The sequence below is a fragment of the Massilia polaris genome, from assembly GCF_012927275.1.
GTDB classification, from domain to species: Bacteria; Pseudomonadota; Gammaproteobacteria; order Burkholderiales; family Burkholderiaceae_D; genus Telluria_A; species Telluria_A polaris.
Genome location: NZ_JABBGG010000011.1, coordinates 74,587 through 89,994, shown reverse-complemented (window position 1 = coordinate 89,994; position 15,408 = coordinate 74,587). Strand labels below are relative to the sequence as shown.

General features: G+C 62.8%; 16 protein-coding genes. 8 read left to right on the top strand and 8 right to left on the bottom strand.

Going from position 1 to position 15,408, the window contains the following annotated elements; translation table 11 throughout:
• Positions 1-290: 290 nt before the first annotated feature.
• The 4 genes from paoC to HHL21_RS17900 form a co-directional block, all read right to left on the bottom strand.
• Positions 291-2,489 (bottom strand): aldehyde oxidoreductase molybdenum-binding subunit PaoC, encoded by a 2,199-nt coding sequence (gene paoC / locus HHL21_RS17915; protein WP_169468397.1) that lies wholly within the window; start codon positions 2,487-2,489, stop codon positions 291-293.
• 4 nt (positions 2,490-2,493) lie between these two features.
• Positions 2,494-3,447, bottom strand: a complete 954-nt coding sequence (locus HHL21_RS17910; protein ID WP_169468395.1) for an FAD binding domain-containing protein — start codon at positions 3,445-3,447, stop codon at positions 2,494-2,496.
• Positions 3,444-4,091 (bottom strand): aldehyde dehydrogenase iron-sulfur subunit PaoA, encoded by a 648-nt coding sequence (gene paoA, locus HHL21_RS17905; protein WP_169468393.1) that lies wholly within the window; start codon positions 4,089-4,091, stop codon positions 3,444-3,446. The genes HHL21_RS17910 and paoA overlap by 4 nt, the downstream gene beginning before the upstream one ends.
• Before the next feature lie 421 nt (positions 4,092-4,512).
• Positions 4,513-5,424: a LysR substrate-binding domain-containing protein gene (locus HHL21_RS17900; protein ID WP_169468391.1), complete on the bottom strand. Its 912-nt coding sequence runs from the start codon at positions 5,422-5,424 to the stop codon at positions 4,513-4,515.
• Between the two features lie 129 nt (positions 5,425-5,553).
• Here HHL21_RS17900 and HHL21_RS17895 point away from each other — a divergent pair, with 129 nt between their 5' ends.
• The 7 genes from HHL21_RS17895 to HHL21_RS17865 all read left to right on the top strand — a co-directional run bounded on the left by HHL21_RS17895 (position 5,554) and on the right by HHL21_RS17865 (position 9,461).
• Complete coding sequence (locus tag HHL21_RS17895) at positions 5,554-5,775, top strand: hypothetical protein (protein WP_169468389.1); 222 nt, start codon at positions 5,554-5,556, stop codon at positions 5,773-5,775.
• 23 nt (positions 5,776-5,798) lie between these two features.
• Positions 5,799-6,368, top strand: coding sequence for a hydrolase (locus HHL21_RS17890; RefSeq protein WP_169468387.1), 570 nt, complete (start codon positions 5,799-5,801; stop codon positions 6,366-6,368).
• Positions 6,369-6,423: 55 nt separating this feature from the next.
• Positions 6,424-6,795 carry a c-type cytochrome gene (locus HHL21_RS17885; protein WP_169468385.1) on the top strand — a complete coding sequence of 124 codons (372 nt, stop codon included), beginning with the start codon at positions 6,424-6,426 and terminating at the stop codon, positions 6,793-6,795.
• A gap of 142 nt (positions 6,796-6,937) precedes the next feature.
• Positions 6,938-7,639, top strand: a complete 702-nt coding sequence (locus tag HHL21_RS17880; protein ID WP_169468383.1) for a pirin family protein — start codon at positions 6,938-6,940, stop codon at positions 7,637-7,639.
• Positions 7,640-7,666: 27 nt separating this feature from the next.
• A complete protein-coding gene (locus HHL21_RS17875) occupies positions 7,667-8,095 on the top strand; it encodes a DoxX family membrane protein (protein WP_169468381.1) in 429 nt (142 codons plus the stop codon).
• 59 nt (positions 8,096-8,154) lie between these two features.
• Entirely contained in the window at positions 8,155-8,544 is a 390-nt protein-coding gene (locus tag HHL21_RS17870) for an OsmC family protein (RefSeq protein ID WP_169468379.1), read from the top strand.
• The gene (locus HHL21_RS17865) at positions 8,541-9,461 is read left to right on the top strand and encodes a pirin family protein (protein ID WP_169468377.1); all 921 of its coding nucleotides are present in this window, start codon (positions 8,541-8,543) and stop codon (positions 9,459-9,461) included. The genes HHL21_RS17870 and HHL21_RS17865 overlap by 4 nt, the downstream gene beginning before the upstream one ends.
• 3 nt (positions 9,462-9,464) lie before the next feature.
• On the opposite strand, the gene HHL21_RS17860 is transcribed toward HHL21_RS17865, so the two are convergent.
• Complete coding sequence (locus HHL21_RS17860) at positions 9,465-10,895, bottom strand: App1 family protein phosphatidate phosphatase (protein WP_169468375.1); 1,431 nt, start codon at positions 10,893-10,895, stop codon at positions 9,465-9,467.
• A 24-nt stretch (positions 10,896-10,919) separates the two neighbouring features.
• On the opposite strand from HHL21_RS17860, the gene HHL21_RS17855 reads away from it, so the two are divergent.
• Positions 10,920-11,147 (top strand): hypothetical protein, encoded by a 228-nt coding sequence (locus tag HHL21_RS17855; protein ID WP_169468373.1) that lies wholly within the window; start codon positions 10,920-10,922, stop codon positions 11,145-11,147.
• On the opposite strand, the gene HHL21_RS17850 is transcribed toward HHL21_RS17855, so the two are convergent.
• The 3 genes from HHL21_RS17850 to HHL21_RS17840 all read right to left on the bottom strand — a co-directional run bounded on the left by HHL21_RS17850 (position 11,148) and on the right by HHL21_RS17840 (position 15,403).
• The gene (locus HHL21_RS17850) at positions 11,148-12,059 is read right to left on the bottom strand and encodes a hypothetical protein (protein ID WP_169468372.1); all 912 of its coding nucleotides are present in this window, start codon (positions 12,057-12,059) and stop codon (positions 11,148-11,150) included.
• 79 nt (positions 12,060-12,138) lie between these two features.
• On the bottom strand, positions 12,139-12,597 hold the full coding sequence (locus tag HHL21_RS17845) for a hemerythrin domain-containing protein (RefSeq protein ID WP_169468369.1): 459 nt from the start codon (positions 12,595-12,597) through the stop codon (positions 12,139-12,141).
• Between the two features lie 175 nt (positions 12,598-12,772).
• On the bottom strand, positions 12,773-15,403 hold the full coding sequence (locus tag HHL21_RS17840; protein ID WP_169468367.1) for an NAD(P)-binding protein: 2,631 nt from the start codon (positions 15,401-15,403) through the stop codon (positions 12,773-12,775).
• Between the last annotated feature and the right edge of the window lie 5 nt (positions 15,404-15,408).

Here is a 15,408-nt window from a genome sequence, read left to right as displayed (position 1 = left end):
AAAGAGGGGCAGGCGGAAACGATTATCGACGCGTTCTGCGAATTTGGAGGGCGAACTGCGGCTGATGGCGGGGGAAGGGAAGCGTTGATGTGGTCTGAGTGTCAAGACCAGAAGGAGGCGCGGCGTGAGACGAACGACGTGTAGCGGCCAGTACGGCGGATGAGAGGGGTATCCGCTTGCGTGCGGAACCGTTCCGCAGGCGAATCGCAGGCGATTCGAAACCCCTGCTACACCGCGACGCTGTTCGCGCCCTGCGGTCCAGTTCGAATCGCAGGGCGTAAAGGTGTGCCTTAAATATAAGCTGGCATTTTTGGCAGCAGCTTGTCCAAGGTGATCGGGTACTCGCGCACGCGGACTCCGGTAGCGTTGTAGATGGCGTTGGCAATCGCCGCGCCGACGCCGCAAATCCCCAGTTCGCCCACGCCTTTGGCCTTCATCGGCGACGACATCGGATCGGTTTCGTCGAGGAAGATGACATCCTGATGTGGAATATCCGAGTGGACCGGCACTTCATAGCTCGCCAGGTCATGGTTGACGAAGAAGCCGGACCGTTTGTCGACCACCAGTTCTTCCATCAACGCGGCCCCGGCGCCCATCGTCATCGCGCCGATGACCTGGCTGCGCGCCGACTTCGGATTGAGGATCCGGCCAGCCGCGCAGACTGCCAGCATGCGGCGTATGCGCGTTTCGCCCGTGGCCATATCGACACCGACCTCGACAAAGTGCGCGCCGAATGTCGATTGCTGGAACTTCTTGTCCAGGTCGCCATATTCCATTGTGTCTTCGGCGACCAGTTCGCCCGCTTCAGCGGCCTTGCCCAACGGTGCGGAATTGCCGCCTGAACGTACCGATCCATCCACAAATTCCGCGTCCGTGGCATTGAAGCCAAGTTTCTGTGCCACCGCTTCGCGCAGTTTGATGCAGGCGGCGTAGACGCCCGCGGTGGAACTGTTGGCGCCCCATTGCCCGCCTGAGCCGGCCGACACCGGGAAGCTGGAGTCGCCAAGGCGCACCACGACCTTCTCAAGCGGCACGCCCATCATCTCAGCGGCGGTCTGGGCGATGATGGTGTAGCTGCCGGTGCCGATGTCGGTCATGTCGGTTTCGACCGTCACGACGCCATTGCGGTCGAGGCGCACGCGCGCCGCCGATGTCATGACGAGGTTATTGCGGAACGCCGACGCCACGCCCATGCCGACCAGCCACTGGCCGTCGCGGTTCGTGCCGGGCTCGGTCTTGCGCGTATTCCAGCCGAAGCGCTCGGCGCCGATGCGCATGCAGTCGATCAGGCGGCGTTGCGAGAAGCGGCGGTCCGGGTGTTCGGGATCGACCTTGGTGTCGTTGAGGATGCGGAAGGTGACCGGGTCGATCTTCAGCTTTTCGGCCATCTCGTCCATCGCGATTTCCAGCGCCATCAGGCCGGGCGCCTCGCCCGGTGCACGCATCGCATTGCCTTCGGGGAGGTCGAGCACGGCCAGCCGGGTGGCGGTCATGCGGCCGGCGCCGGCGTAGAGCAAGCGGGTCTGCTGGACCGCGTTCTCCGGCCCGCCGCCGGGCAAGTCGCCGGACCATGATTCGTGGCCCATCGCGGTGATCTTGCCGTCGCGCGTGGCGCCGATCCGGATGCGCTGGATGGTCGCCGGACGGTGGGTGGTGTTGTTGAACATGAGCGGGCGCGGCAGCGCAACCTTGACCGGGCGCTTCGCCACGCGGGCGCCGAGCGAAGCCAGCAAGGCCTCGGAGCGCAAGAACAGTTTTCCGCCAAAGCCGCCACCGATAAACGGCGAGACCAGGCGGACGTTTTCCTTCGGTATGCCGAGCGTCTTCGCCAGGTCACCCTTGCTCCAGTCGATCATCTGGTTCGAGGTCCACACGGTCAGCTTGTCGCCTTCCCACGACGCGATCGACGCATGCGGCTCCATCATCGCGTGCGACTGGTCCGGCGTGGTGTAGTGGGCGTCCAGCGTCACCGGTGATGCCGCAAAGGCGCCGGCGAAGTCGCCTGCCTCGGTGTCGGCGTCCTTGTCCTTCGGCTTGGTGGCGGAGGGCTTTGCCTTCGCGAGGTCGAACGCGCCTTTCTCCTTGATGTACTTCACGCGGATCAGCTGGGATGCGGAGCGCGCCTGTTCGAACGTCTCGGCCACCACCAGGGAAACGGCCTGGTGGTAATGCTGGATCGCCGGTCCGCCCAACAACTTGGCGGTATTGAAGTTGCCCTTGCCGAGCTTGCCCGCATTCGCGGCGGTGACGATCGAGATGACGCCGGGCGCGCGTTGCGCTTCGTCGATGTTCATCGAACCGATGCGGCCTTTGGCAATGGCGGCGCCGAGCATGTAGCCGTAAGCGGCGTTCGGTGCGGCCGCATGTTGTTCATGGGCGTACGGCGCCGACCCGCTGGCCTTCATGGGACCATCGACGCGGTCGACCGGGCGGCCGATGATCTTCATCTGGTCGATCGGATTGGTAGTCGCAGGAGTAGTGAATTTCATGACGTCAGCCTTTCTTCGCTTGCGCCATCACTGCGGCGAGGGTGCGCTGGACCAGGGGGACCTTGAACGCGTTATCGTGGGTTGGCCTGGCGCCGGCGAGCAGCTGATCCGCCACGGCTTGCGCGCCTTTCGACATGTTCTGCTCGGCTGCTTCGACGCGCCACGGACGGTGCGCCACGCCGCCCAGCGCGACCCGGCCCGAACCATCCGGCTGGATCACTGCCGCGACCGACACCAGTGCGAACGCATACGACGAGCGGTCGCGCACCTTGCGGTAAATATGCGCGCCGCCAAGCGGCTTGGGCAGCTTTACGCTGGTGATCAGTTCGCCGGGCTCCAAGGTGGTTTCGATGTGCGGCGTGCTGCCAGGCAGGCGATGGAAGGCGGCAATCGGAATGACCCGCGCCGTGCCGTTCGGCCGTATCGTTTCGACTTCGGCGTCGAGCAAACGCATGGCCACCGCCATGTCGCTCGGATGCGTCGCGATGCAGGCGTCGCTGGCGCCGACAATCGCATGGTTGCGGGTGAACCCGCCGATGGCGGAACAGCCGCTGCCGGGTTTGCGCTTGTTGCACGGCTGGTTCGTATCGTAAAAGTACGGACAGCGCGTGCGCTGGAGCAGGTTGCCGGCGGTGGTCGCCATATTCCGCAACTGCGTCGACGCGCCGGCCAGCAAGGCGCGCGACAGCACGGCATAGTCGCGGCGAATACGCGCGTCGGCCGCGAGGTCGGTATTGCGCACCAGTGCGCCTACGCGAAGGCCGCCCTCCGGCGTTGCCTCGATCTTGTCGAGGCCGAGGCCGTTGACGTCAATCAGGTGGCCCGGCGTTTCGATCTCGAGCTTCATCAGGTCGAGCAGATTGGTGCCGCCGGCGATGAATCTGGCGCCTGGCGTGCGCGATGCCGCGGTGGCCGCTTCGGCGGGCGAAGCCGCGCGCTGGTAGGTGAAGACCCTCATGCTGTCCTCCCTGCGACTTCGGTGATCGCATCGACGATGTTCGAGTAAGCGCCGCAGCGGCAGATGTTGCCGCTCATGCGCTCGCGGATTTCTTCGGCGCTGAGCAGCGGAGCTGCGTTCAGGTCCGAGCTGACATGGCTGGGAATGCCCTCCTTGATTTCGTTCAGCACCGATATAGCCGAACAAATCTGGCCGGGTGTGCAGTAGCCGCATTGGAAGCCGTCGTGCTTGATGAACGCGGCTTGCATGGCATGCAGCTTGTCTTTGGTGCCGAGGCCTTCGATGGTCGTAACGTTGGCGCCGCTGTGCATCACTGCAAGGCTGAGGCACGAGTTGATCCGGCGGCCATCGACGATCACCGTGCAGGCGCCGCACTGGCCGTGATCGCAGCCCTTCTTGGTGCCGCTCATCTGCAGGTTTTCACGCAAGGCATCGAGCAGCGTGGTGCGCGTATCGAGCTCGAGCTCGTGGACCTTGCCGTTGACGGTCATCGACACCCTGGACGAAGCCGGCGCCGGACTCGGCGCGGCTGGGGCGGCCCCTTCGGCACTGGCCACCGACGGCACTGCCGCCGCCGAGACGGAAAGCGCGCCCACGATGAGCAGGTCGCGCCGCGTTAATTTGATGTCGCTGAAGTCGTCCATTGTCGTTCGCATCCTCTTGGCTGATGGTGTGGCTGGCTCGGCGGCTGCCCTCAGGGTTCGAGCTCATCGGCAGGGCGATAGAAGCGCGGCAGGTGGCCGCCGTGACTGCATTACATTCTATGTCAGTTGCCGAAAATGACTTGTGCGGTACGGCGCATAGTCCCATGAATGCAACTCATGAATCGCCAGGGTATTGGACAAAGCAAACAGGCGATATGTTGGTGCAAAAAAATGGCCATGTCCCAATAAACTGTGGAGCGCGCTGCACCAGCGCCGGGTCGTTCCTGCGACCGCGGGAATCCATGGCCCGCAAGTGCTGGTGATGTCATTCGCGCTGCCACTGACCGCCCGGGTTTTGGATTCCCGCCTGCGCGGGAACGACACGGCGATGGCCACCGCAGGGTGGCCATCGTGCTGTCGATCAGGCGCCGGGCAACATCCGGCCCAGCGGCGGCGACTGGCGCAGGCGCTCTTTCCACCACTTCAGCGCCGCACCTTCCTCACCGGTTCGCCACGCCAGGTACAGGGTCTCTTCCGGCCTGGATTCTTCGACCTGCTTTTCGATCAGCAAGCCTTTTTCGATATCGCCGCGCACAAACGGCTCGGGCAGGAAGCCGAATCCCAGGCCGGCCAGCTGGTACTGGTACTTGGTTTGCATGTCCGGCACGGACAAGGTGTCCTGCCCAAACAGCAGCCCGACGGTACGCGCCTGCAACTGCCGCGCAGAATCCGACACCGCGACGGCGCGGTGATCGGCGAGGTCAGCCTTGGTCAATACATGCCGGACCGCAGCCAGCGGATGCGTCGGGGCGACCACGAATGCGAATGACACCGTGCCCATTGGCTCCGTGGCGTACCCACCGCCCGATGGGCCTGCACCCGCCGCACCGACAAGCAGGTCGGCACGCCGGTCGAGAAGGGCTTCCCAGGTGCCGGACAGTTCTTCCTTGATGAGGCGCACGCGGGTCTGGTCAGCGACCTCGTAGAAAGCCGCGATGTCATCGATGAGGCCCGATGGCGACAGCACCGAATCGATGGCAATCGAGAACTCGGTTTCCCAGCCCGAGGCGACACGGCGCACGCGGCGTTCCAGGTCGCCGGCGGCCTTCAGCAGGTGCCTGCCTTCCTTTAATAACTCTTCACCGGCCGGCGTCAGCGTCACCTTCGGGCCGAAGCGTTGGAACAGGGGTACGCCGAGGTCTTCCTCAAGCTTCGACACCGTGTACGAGATCGTCGAGGGAACCCGGAACAGCTCCTTTGCCGCCCCGGCAAACGAGCCGCGCCGGGCGATCGTGTCGACAGTGACAAGCGCATCCAGGCTGATTTTTAGCATTCGATTATTTCGATGATAGTGATTGAAATTATCCGTTTTTCAAACGGAACTTTGGTGATGATAATACATCACATTGAGTCGCCTAAAGTAGAAAGCGGTTCAAAGCAAGCGTGAATAGATGGCGGTTCGTTGTTCGAAGAAATCGAACAAAAATCGAAAATTGCCTTAACCCGACAACCCGTCGCCGCCATTATTAAACTGAAAGGGATCACCATGAACATCAAAAACATCCTCAAATTCGCCCTGCCAATCGCCATGGCCTTCGCAGTCGCAGCGCCTTCGCAGTCGCAGCGCCTTCGCAGGCCGCCAAGCCATCGGCCAAACTGCTTACGCCGAACAATCACACGCTGATCCTGATCGACCACCAGCCGCAGATGGCCTTTGCCACGCGCTCGATCGATGTTGCCGAGTTGCGCAACAACGTCACCGGGCTCGCCAAGGCCGCGAAAGCCTTCAAGGTCCCGACCATCCTGACCACGGTGGCAGCCAAGTCCTTCAGCGGACCGCTGTTCCCTGAACTGCAGGCGGTATTTCCGGAGCAGGTGGCGATCGACCGTACCACCATGAATACCTGGGAAGACCAGCGCGTCGTCGACGTGGTCAAGAAATCGGGCCGCAAGAAAGTCGTGATGGCGGCCCTGTGGACCGAAGTGTGCATGGTTGAGCCCGTCCTGTCGGCAATTGATGAAGGTTACGACGTGTATATCGTGACCGACGCTTCCGGCGGCGTCACCAAGGAAGCGCACAACATGTCGGTGCAGCGCATGGTCCAGGCCGGAGCCCAGCCAGTGACCTGGCTGCAGTACATGCTTGAATTGCAGCGCGACTGGACTCGTTCGGAAACCTACGCGCCAGTCATGAACATCGCAAAAGAGCACGGCGGCGGCTACGGCCTGGGAATCATCTACGCCAACGACATGTTCAACGCGAAAGAAGGCAAGTAAGTTTTCCTGTAATAGGCCGGTGCGCCAGGCGCGCCGGCCATTTTGGAGTGCTGATATGAACTTGACCAAGCCATTGGCGCTGCTTGCCATGATGTCGATGATGCCGATGCCGGCATTCGCTGACGATGCCCAGCGGGTCGAGGCCGGCAAGGCGGCGTACCGGGCAGTTTGCATCGCATGTCATGCGCCAGAGAACGTGATGGTCAGTGCGCCCAAGGCTGGCGATGTGGCGGAGTGGGCGAAGCGTGCAGGCCGCGCGCCGGGCGGCATCGAGATGCCGACCGCGAACGCAATGAGAGGTGTCGGAGCGATGCCGCCCAAGGGTGGCGCCGCCGAACTGACGCGAGCACAGATCAGGGGCGCCATCGAGTTTATGCGGAGCCCGTCACAGAGCGGAGCGCCAAATAATCAAAAAAATCGAACATAGAATCGCAAATTACTCGTTTTTTCATTTGCTTCGAGGCGCGCATAATACCTTCAATAGAGTGAGAACAAGGTCGGTAAGGCGTTGAATTGCCTGCAGGCTGAATGTTCGAACAGTTTGAACCTGACTACGAAAAGGATTGAAAATGTTGAAAGTACGTAAAAGCAGCGAACGCGGTGGTGCAAGTTTCGGATGGCTCAGCTCGCAGCACACCTTCTCTTTTGGCCACTACCAGGATCCAGCCCACATGGGCATCGGCCCGCTGCGCGTGATTAACGAAGACCATGTGCGCGGCGGCCGCGGCTTCGAGTCGCACGGTCACAAGAACATGGAAATCATTTCCTACGTGCTGGACGGCGCGCTGGAGCACAAGGACAGCATGGGTAACGGTTCCGTGCTGCGCTACGGCGACGTGCAGCGCATGAGTGCCGGTTCCGGCGTGGTGCACAGCGAGTTCAACCCCTCCAAGACCGACCAGGTGCACTTCCTGCAGATCTGGATCATGCCGAACACCGCTAACGATGCGCCTGGCTACGAGGAGAAGCATTTCGATACGGCGTCGAAGCAGGGCAAGCTGCGCCTGATCGCCTCGCCTGACGGTCGCGAAGGCTCGGTTTCGCTGCGCCAGGAAGCGTCGATCTTCGCCGCCATCCTCGACGGCGCCGATGAAGCCGCATACGCGATTGAGCCGGGACGCCAGTTGTATGTCCATGTGATCCGCGGCAGCATCAAGCTCAACGGAGTCGAGCTGTCGGGAGGCGATGCCGCACATGTCGACAAGGAAGCCGGCATCCGCCTGGCGGAAGCAAAAGATTCGGAAGTACTCGTATTCGACCTGCCTTACTAATCCTGTTAACCACACCAAGGAATTATCATGAACAACGTTTCGAACAAGTTTTACCCAGTTGGCCGGGCCCTGATCGGCGTCCTGTTTGCCGTTTCCGGCATCAACAAGATCCTCGGTTTTTCCTACGTATCCGGATGGATGGCCAGCTCCGGCCTGCCGATGGCAGACTTGCTGCTGGCAGTGACGATCCTGCTGGAAGTAGGCGGCGGCTTGCTGCTGATCACCGGTGTCCAGGCCGGACTCGCCGCCGCGGCACTCGCACTGTTCCTCGTGCCGGTCACCGCCATCTTCCACGCCTTCTGGAGCGCGGACGCGGCCGGCTTCCAGGGCCAGCTGACGCATTTCCTGAAGAACGTCGCGGTCTTCGGCGGCTTGCTGATGGTCTACGCCGCAGAGCGCGAGCGCAACGCGGCGCAGGGCAAGCGTGTCGGGACGCTCGGCCGCAGCGCCGCGTGAACGAAAGCGGCGTTATCATCTAGAGGGGCGTTCGCGCCCCGTTCACACAAGGAGACGCAATGGAAGTGACTACCCACCGTGGCGAAGGCAAGCTGCAGCAGGTCATCGAGATCGGCCCACACAGCCTGCTGACCGACGCGCCGGTCGAATCCGGCGGCGAAGCAAGCGGACCCGCGCCGCATGATTTTCTGGCGGCAGCCCTCGCGGCGTGTACGTCGCTGACGGTCACCATGTACGCGAAACGCAAGGGCTTCCCGCTGGACGACATTGCCGTCTCCGTCAAGCACGGCCAGGACGGAGCTGCCTACGTGCTGCACCGGACCATTCGCTACATCGGCGCGCTGGCGCCGGAACAGGCCGAACGGCTGACAGACATCGCGAACAAATGCCCCGTCCACAAGACCCTGACGGGCCAAATGCAGATCTTTACTGAGGTAGCCGCATCATGAGCGACGAACTGGAAAGCGCACTCGAAGTCCTCGTTGTCCCCCGCACCCATGACCTCGGTGACGGCTTCAACGTGCGTCGCGCACTGCCAAGCCGCGAGCGCCGGATGGTCGGGCCGTTCGTGTTCTTTGACCAGATGGGACCGCATACCTTCAGTGCCGGACGCGGACTCGACGTTCGCCCGCATCCCCACATCGGCCTGTCCACCGTCACTTACCTGCTGCAGGGCGAGATCGAACACCGCGACAGCCTGGGCACGGTGCAGTCGATCCGGCCTGGTGAAGTCAACTGGATGACGGCGGGGAGGGGCATCGTCCACTCCGAACGTACCGCCGCCGAACTGCGCGCGCGCGAGTCGGCTTTGTTCGGCCTGCAGTGCTGGGTGGCCCTGCCGCGCAGCCACGAAGAAACTGACCCTTCCTTCCTGCACCTTGGCGCCGCGCAGCTGCCAATCATCGAAGGCGACGGCGCCACGGCGCGCATTATTTCGGGTAGCTTCTTCGGACAAGCATCGCCTGTGCCTGCGGCGTCGCCGATGTTCTACGTCGACCTGCACCTGCAGCCCGGCGCGCGCCTGACGATGCCGGCCGAGTATGCGGAGCAGGCGGTGTATGTGCTCGACGGCACGCTGGACCTCGGCCGCGATGGCCGCTTCGAACCAGGCCAGTTACTAGTCCTGAAGCCCGGCGCGACCGTCACGCTTGGCGCCGGCGGCACCACCAGCACCCGGCTCATGCTGCTGGGGGGCGAGCCGATGGACGGGCCGCGTTTCCTGTCCTGGAATTTCGTGTCGAGTTCGGCGGAGCGCATCGAGCAGGCCAAGGAAGACTGGAAGGCGCAGCTCTTTCCCAAGGTGCCTGGTGAAACCGACTTCATCCCGCTGCCCGACATCCCTGGCAGGCCGGTAAGGTATCCCTGACGCTTACGCGCCCGGCAGCACGCTGTCATCTTCTTTTTTATCGGAGCGGACCGAGGCCAGCCGATCGACATGGATCAGGCCTTCGGCCGCCGCGTGCGAAGCGGCGAACACGCTGTCCGGCGCAAGGATCAGCTGGGTGCCGGTCGCGCTGACTTCCGCGATCAGCTTGTCGAGCGCCTCGATGCGCGCCGGGTCGGGATTGACGTCGCGGATATAGATCACCTTGACTTGTTTCGGATGGCGCCGCACGACCTCGGTGTAGATCTCGGGATCCTGCTCGCCGCTGTCGCCGATCAGCACAAACTGCATGTCCGGGTAATAGCTCAGGATCAGCTCGATCTTCTCAAGCTTGTGGTTGCCATGGCTGGTCAGCTTGAACACTTCGCGCACGCCCAGTTCGCGCAGCAGCAACGGGCCCACCGGAATGCCCTGCAGGCGCAGGAATTCCACAAGCGGCCCGAACAGGTGCCACGGACTGCTCGACACATAAAACACCGGGTTGTCTTCGTTGCCGCCGGCGCCATGCCTGAGTGCACGGTAGAACGCGCCGACACCTTTGAATGGCTTGCGCGTATGGGCGTTCGAGCGCGCCAGCATCAATGCCATGTTCAGTTTGTTGGTGACATTGGTCCACAACACAGTGTCGTCGATATCGCTGATGATGCCGAAGCGCGCGGTCGGCGCCGGTACCATCGCTTCCGCTTTGGTACGTACCGGTTGCCCGTCTTCGCCGCGGCTGTCGGGCAATTCAAGCTCGACTGTCTGCCAGCCGCCGGGCACCGGCTGTGTCGGCACGATCTCGAACGAAAAATACCCGCCGCGGTCGGTGACCGTTTCGTGGCTTTGTCCCTGGAAGTGCGCGCGCACGCGGGCGCCGGCAACTTCGTCCGACTCCAGCCGCTGGTACAAAGCCATCAGGTTGCTCCAGCGGCTGTCGTCGCCGGCCTGTTCCCTGAAAATGGACTCGTCGAGGACGCGTCCCTTGACCCACAGTTTGCCGGCATTGCCGAAACCAAGGTAGGGGACCGTCATCGGCTGCCTTCCGCCGGGGCTGAGACCGCGCAATGCGGCCCTGGCAACGGCGCCTGCGGTTCGTGCCAGGCGGTGATGGAGCGCTTCGTGTTCCTCCGCGCTGGTGTTGTCGCCGGGCTCGTGCGCGACGGCCGGCGCGGCGGGCGGCGTTGCTGCCGTGCCGCGCTCGAGCCATACCGGGTCGCCGTCGCGTGCGGCCGCTTGCAGTGCCAGTTCGACCTGGTCGGTTTTTTTCGGGTCGACCATCGATGGCAAGATGTGCACGACGGCGCCGGCTGCACGCAGAGCGGCGACCTCGTCGTCGGAAGCGACGCCGGGGTTGATGTGGAGCGCCGCGCCCGGCGCACCAACGTTCGAGACGGCGTCGTCAAATCCGCTGCGGGTCAGAATCAGGAACGGCATGGTGTGAAATCCGTATCGATGTGAATGGACATTTCGCATGAATGTCAGGCCAATCCGCGCAAGCATCAACGAGCGCGCGGCGGATTCACCGGCCGCAGCGTATCTGTAACGACAAGCCCGGCAGCTGATGCAGCCGGGCTTTATTACGTCAAGCCATCACCTCAGGTGAGCAGGGCGATCAGGATGATGATCGGGATAGGAATGCCAAGCAGCCATAAAAGCATCGAACGCATGATTGTGTCTCCTGATTGATTAGTTGGTCGAGCGTGCGATGACACGCTCGTCGTCACGGTTGCGGCCGCCGAAGGTGGCGGCAAGGCTTGCGGTGAACGCGCCCAGCAGCAGTGCGACGAACATCCACAGCGAGGCTTTCGCGCCAGCCTTGCGTGCATCGTCGGCAACCTGCTTTGCCTTCGCCTTGGCGTCGGCTGCCGCTTTCGCGGCGCGCCCATAGACTTCATCGACACGGCGCTCGGCGTCGGCCTGTGTGACACCGGTGCGCCTGGCGATCAGCTGTGCCAGGTACGTGCGGTCGTCGGCGGACAGGCTGCCGGTCGTAATGGCCGACGCAATGATCTTGTTCACTTCGGCGCGCTGCGCGCCGGTTGCGCTTTCGCCCGTCGCCGAACGCAGCATCATGTCCGAGAAGTAGTCGACCGGTCCCGACGTATCGCCGTCGTTCGCGGCCGCGCCTGCGGCAGCCGCAGCAACGGGCGCCGCGACGTCGCCGATGGCCGCGGCACTGTCGATCGCACCGCTCATGACGGCGCGCACGCCGCCCGTCAGCAGCGCGACCGTGACCAGCGTCGCAACCGCCCATGCCAGCAAGCCATGCGCGGTGTCGCGGAAATGCACTTCGTCGGTATGGACGTTGGTCCATTTAACGCGCAGGCGGCCGGCGATGTAGCCGCCGATGGCGGACGCGGCCAGCGACATGAACGCGATGTACGCGACGCTCGCGCCACCGATCGGCTGGTCGGTGTACGAGTACGGCGAGACCGATGACAGGCCGAGGCCGACGCCGAGGATCAGCAGGATGAACGACAGCGCAGCGGCCGCTGTGGCGCCCGCGAAGACCGCGCCCCACGATACGCCGGGCGCATTGGCGGCTTCAGATCCCGCCGGGTAAGTGGTGGCCAGGCCGCCATTGACTGGTACTTCCATGGTTTTTCTCCTTATTGTTTTCGCTTGTTCGGCGGCCCGGGCTGACGCCAGGCCGCGTTGTCGAAGCTCGCTCGCTTGCTTACGCCGCGCCTGCCATCAGTTCTTCCTTGCGAGCGGCCATCTGCTCGCCCAGGGCCACCAGGTCGACTTTGGTTTTGCGGACCTTCGGGAACATCTCGCCTTCTTCTTCCTTTACGTGATGTTCGATCTGCTCGGACAGCACTTTGACCTTGGCGTCATACAGGTCGTCGCCCGGGTCCATCTCGCCGATCTGGGCGATCAGGTCCTTGGCGCTGGCGTGCTCGACGACAGCTTCATCCATCAGGTCGTCGTCCTTGATCGGTTCGCGTACGGCCGGATAGAAAATCTCTTCCTCGACCTGGGTGTGGACGGTCAGTTCCATGCAGATCTGGTCGGCGATCTTCTTCTTGTTGACCTTGGAGCGGTCGCTCAGCTTGTCGAATTTCTCGAACAGGTCTTTCACCTTCTTGTGGTCGGCAATCAGCAGTGCAATTGCATCGTTCGGTTCGGATTTCATGAGGGTTCCCCTTTGTTGAAGTGTTGGTATCTTGTCATCGGCATACTGATTGGTATGTGCGTGAACGTACACATGCCGGGGATCCGCATGAGATAGCGGGAGTGTCTGGCCTGCAAAAAAATCGCGCTACCGGCAGCAAGCCGTAGCGCGATTCGTTTTTATTCTTACCCTGTGATTACGACTTCATCATGCTCCGCGCATCGTCTGCGGCGCGGATTTTTTCCGCGGCCTTCTTGCCAGCCAGGAAGGCGTGGTCTGAGTTGTAGTACTCCCACTCGCTGTATCGCCCAGCCAGCGTGATGTCGTACTGCTCAAGCCAGCTCTTGACGGTCGCGACATTCCGCGCGCGCTGATGGTCGTACACCACATACGCGTAAGGCATGTCGGTCAGGTTGGCGGCCAGGATATTGTCGTCCGGCTTGATCATGCCGACCTTGATGCAGTCGGCGATCGCGCGCTTGATCAGCTCGTCGCCGTCGACCGGCAGCGGCTTCCATGGCGAGTACGAAATCTCGCAGGTGAAGCCGAAGCCGCCGGGGGCGTTGCATTCCGGGCTGGCGTTGCCTTGCACGAAGATGCGGTGGAAGATCGTGTCTTCCGGGTAGTACACCCAGTGCTTGTCGGTCGCGTTCGGACGGTCGATGCCGATGTTCACGTTGCGGATCGAGATGTGCTTGAGGCCAGCCGCCGCCTTGCGCACTTCTTCCGGCGCTGCGTCGCCGATCATCTTGATCAGCTCGGGCAGCGGCATCGTGCTGATCAGGTCGTCGTAGCGGAAGCGGCGGCCGTCGGCCAGCGCGATCAGGTGCTCCTTCGGCAGGATTTCGACCACGCTGGCGTTGAGTTCGATCTTGCCGCGAATGTGCGGCACGAAGCCGTTCATCAGCGCCTGGAAGCCGCCCTTGAGCGGATAGCCGAAGCGTGCGTTCGGACCCATCGGCTTGCCGACCGGCTCGAGCGCGCCTTCGATGATTTCTTCGAGATCGGGAAGCGGCACCCGCCCGCCCAGCCATGAGGTTTCCATCTCGCTCAGCGGCACGGTCCAGATCTTCTTGTTGTACGGGATCGCGAAGTGTCTGGCGATGCCCTTGCCCCATACCTTGTAGATGAACTCTTCGAAGTTTTTCGGTTCCGCCGGCGCGCTGGCGCTGCTGTTGGCGAGGTCGACGGTGCCGTCGGCGCAGCAGTCGTCAACGCCTTTGATATCGCACTTGTCGTCCACCGCAGGGCCGGGCTGGCCAGGAACGGCCTTCAGGTCGCCGAAGCGCGCCTCCATGGCGCCGACGATGCATTCCGTGATGACCTTCGGCGGCAAGCCGTACAGTGCGCCCTGGAACGGATAGCGGGTGAAGACGTTCTTGCTGTAGACCCAGGCTTCGCGGTTTTGCCAGTGCACGTTCGAGCCGAGCAGCACGTCGTACAGTTTCAGCACGTAGGCGTCGTTGGAGAACATGATGTGGCCGGCGTAGTCGAACGTAAAGCCGTTGTCCTTGATCGAGCGGCACCAGCCGCCGACGGTGGAATTACGTTCAAGCAGCAGGGTGTCCGAACCAAGGTGGTAAGCCGCCGACAGGCCGGTTGGACCCGCGCCGACGATGACGCACTTGACCGGTTCCAGTGCACGCTGGTTGTTCAGAGAGTCAATAACTGCGCCCCTGGCGCTTTGCTGTGGACTCGTGGGGGGGAGCACCTGTGGACGTGTTCCCTTCGCGACGCGCGGCGCCGCGTCGATCAACGCACGCATGCGCTCGACCGTCACATCCCACGAGGTGCCGGCAACGACGGTGCGCATGCGGTCGACCATCCGGGCTTTTTGCTCCGGCATCATCGCCACGGCCGCATCGCAGGCGTTGATGAATTCTTCATGGGTGTGTGCGATGGCGACCACGTGGCCATACGGCACCTTGACATCGGTAATCGGGGTCGAGACGATCGGCAGTTCGGCCGCCATGTATTCGAGCACCTTGGTCGGGCTGATGAATTTGGTCGAGTCGTTCAGCGCGAACGGCAGCAGGCAGACGTCCCACGCCGCCAGGAACGCCGGCAGCGCGTCGTACGATTGCTGGCCCAGGTAATGGATGTTGTGGCGCTGCGGCAGCGAGGCCGGGTCGATCTTGACGACCGGACCGACCAGCACGATATGGTAGTCAGGACGCGCGTCGGCCAGCGCGGCCAGCAGGTCGATGTCGAAGCGCTCGTCGATCACGCCGTAGAACCCGAGGCGTGGGTGCGGGATGTTCGCGTGCGATTCGTGCGCGATGGCGCGGTCGAGCGACTTGCGGAAGTGGGCCGCGTCGACGCTGCTCGAGAAGCAGTGGGCGTTGGCGTGGCGTTCGCGCTTGGCTTCGTACAGGCTTGGCCCGCCGGTGAAGACGATGTCGGCGATGCCAAGCAGTGCGGTTTCGCGCTGCAGCAGCTGCTTCGGCGAATTCTTGAAGGCGGCCAGTTCGTCCATGCAGTCGTACACGACCAGCGAGGGGTGCAGGTCCTGCAGCAGCGGCAGCGCCATCGGCGTATAGAACCAGACGATCGGGTCGTCGCCGTCGGCCACCAGGCCGGCCAGCAGGGGTTTCAGCGACGGGATCTGGTCGTCATGGAAGCCCCACACCGGGATGTTGGTGTAAGGCTGGCACACGATGACATTCGGCGCGACTTCCGTCTTTTTGAGGAAGTTGACGCCGTCGTGGTGGATCGGCTCTTCGACCATGACGATCTTGTAGTGCTTCGCCAGGCGCGTCAGCAGGTGCTGCGGGCGCTGGAATACGAAGTCCCATCGCAGGTGGCAGAAAACGATAATAGTAGGCATGCAAC

Excerpts from the sequence above, each read along its gene's own strand:
- HHL21_RS17845 (WP_169468369.1), bottom strand. The coding sequence starts at position 12,597 with ATGAAATCCGAACCGAACGATGCAATTGCACTGCTGATTGCCGACCAC.
- paoA (WP_169468393.1), bottom strand. The coding sequence starts at position 4,091 with ATGGACGACTTCAGCGACATCAAATTAACGCGGCGCGACCTGCTCATC.
- HHL21_RS17855 (WP_169468373.1), top strand. The coding sequence starts at position 10,920 with ATGGACATTTCGCATGAATGTCAGGCCAATCCGCGCAAGCATCAACGA.
- HHL21_RS17890 (WP_169468387.1), top strand. The coding sequence starts at position 5,799 with ATGGCCTTTGCCACGCGCTCGATCGATGTTGCCGAGTTGCGCAACAAC.
- HHL21_RS17910 (WP_169468395.1), bottom strand. The coding sequence starts at position 3,447 with ATGAGGGTCTTCACCTACCAGCGCGCGGCTTCGCCCGCCGAAGCGGCC.
- HHL21_RS17880 (WP_169468383.1), top strand. The coding sequence starts at position 6,938 with ATGTTGAAAGTACGTAAAAGCAGCGAACGCGGTGGTGCAAGTTTCGGA.
- HHL21_RS17865 (WP_169468377.1), top strand. The coding sequence starts at position 8,541 with ATGAGCGACGAACTGGAAAGCGCACTCGAAGTCCTCGTTGTCCCCCGC.
- HHL21_RS17850 (WP_169468372.1), bottom strand. The coding sequence starts at position 12,059 with ATGGAAGTACCAGTCAATGGCGGCCTGGCCACCACTTACCCGGCGGGA.
- HHL21_RS17900 (WP_169468391.1), bottom strand. The coding sequence starts at position 5,424 with ATGCTAAAAATCAGCCTGGATGCGCTTGTCACTGTCGACACGATCGCC.
- HHL21_RS17870 (WP_169468379.1), top strand. The coding sequence starts at position 8,155 with ATGGAAGTGACTACCCACCGTGGCGAAGGCAAGCTGCAGCAGGTCATC.
- HHL21_RS17840 (WP_169468367.1), bottom strand. The coding sequence starts at position 15,403 with ATGCCTACTATTATCGTTTTCTGCCACCTGCGATGGGACTTCGTATTC.
- HHL21_RS17860 (WP_169468375.1), bottom strand. The coding sequence starts at position 10,895 with ATGCCGTTCCTGATTCTGACCCGCAGCGGATTTGACGACGCCGTCTCG.
- HHL21_RS17885 (WP_169468385.1), top strand. The coding sequence starts at position 6,424 with ATGAACTTGACCAAGCCATTGGCGCTGCTTGCCATGATGTCGATGATG.
- paoC (WP_169468397.1), bottom strand. The coding sequence starts at position 2,489 with ATGAAATTCACTACTCCTGCGACTACCAATCCGATCGACCAGATGAAG.
- HHL21_RS17875 (WP_169468381.1), top strand. The coding sequence starts at position 7,667 with ATGAACAACGTTTCGAACAAGTTTTACCCAGTTGGCCGGGCCCTGATC.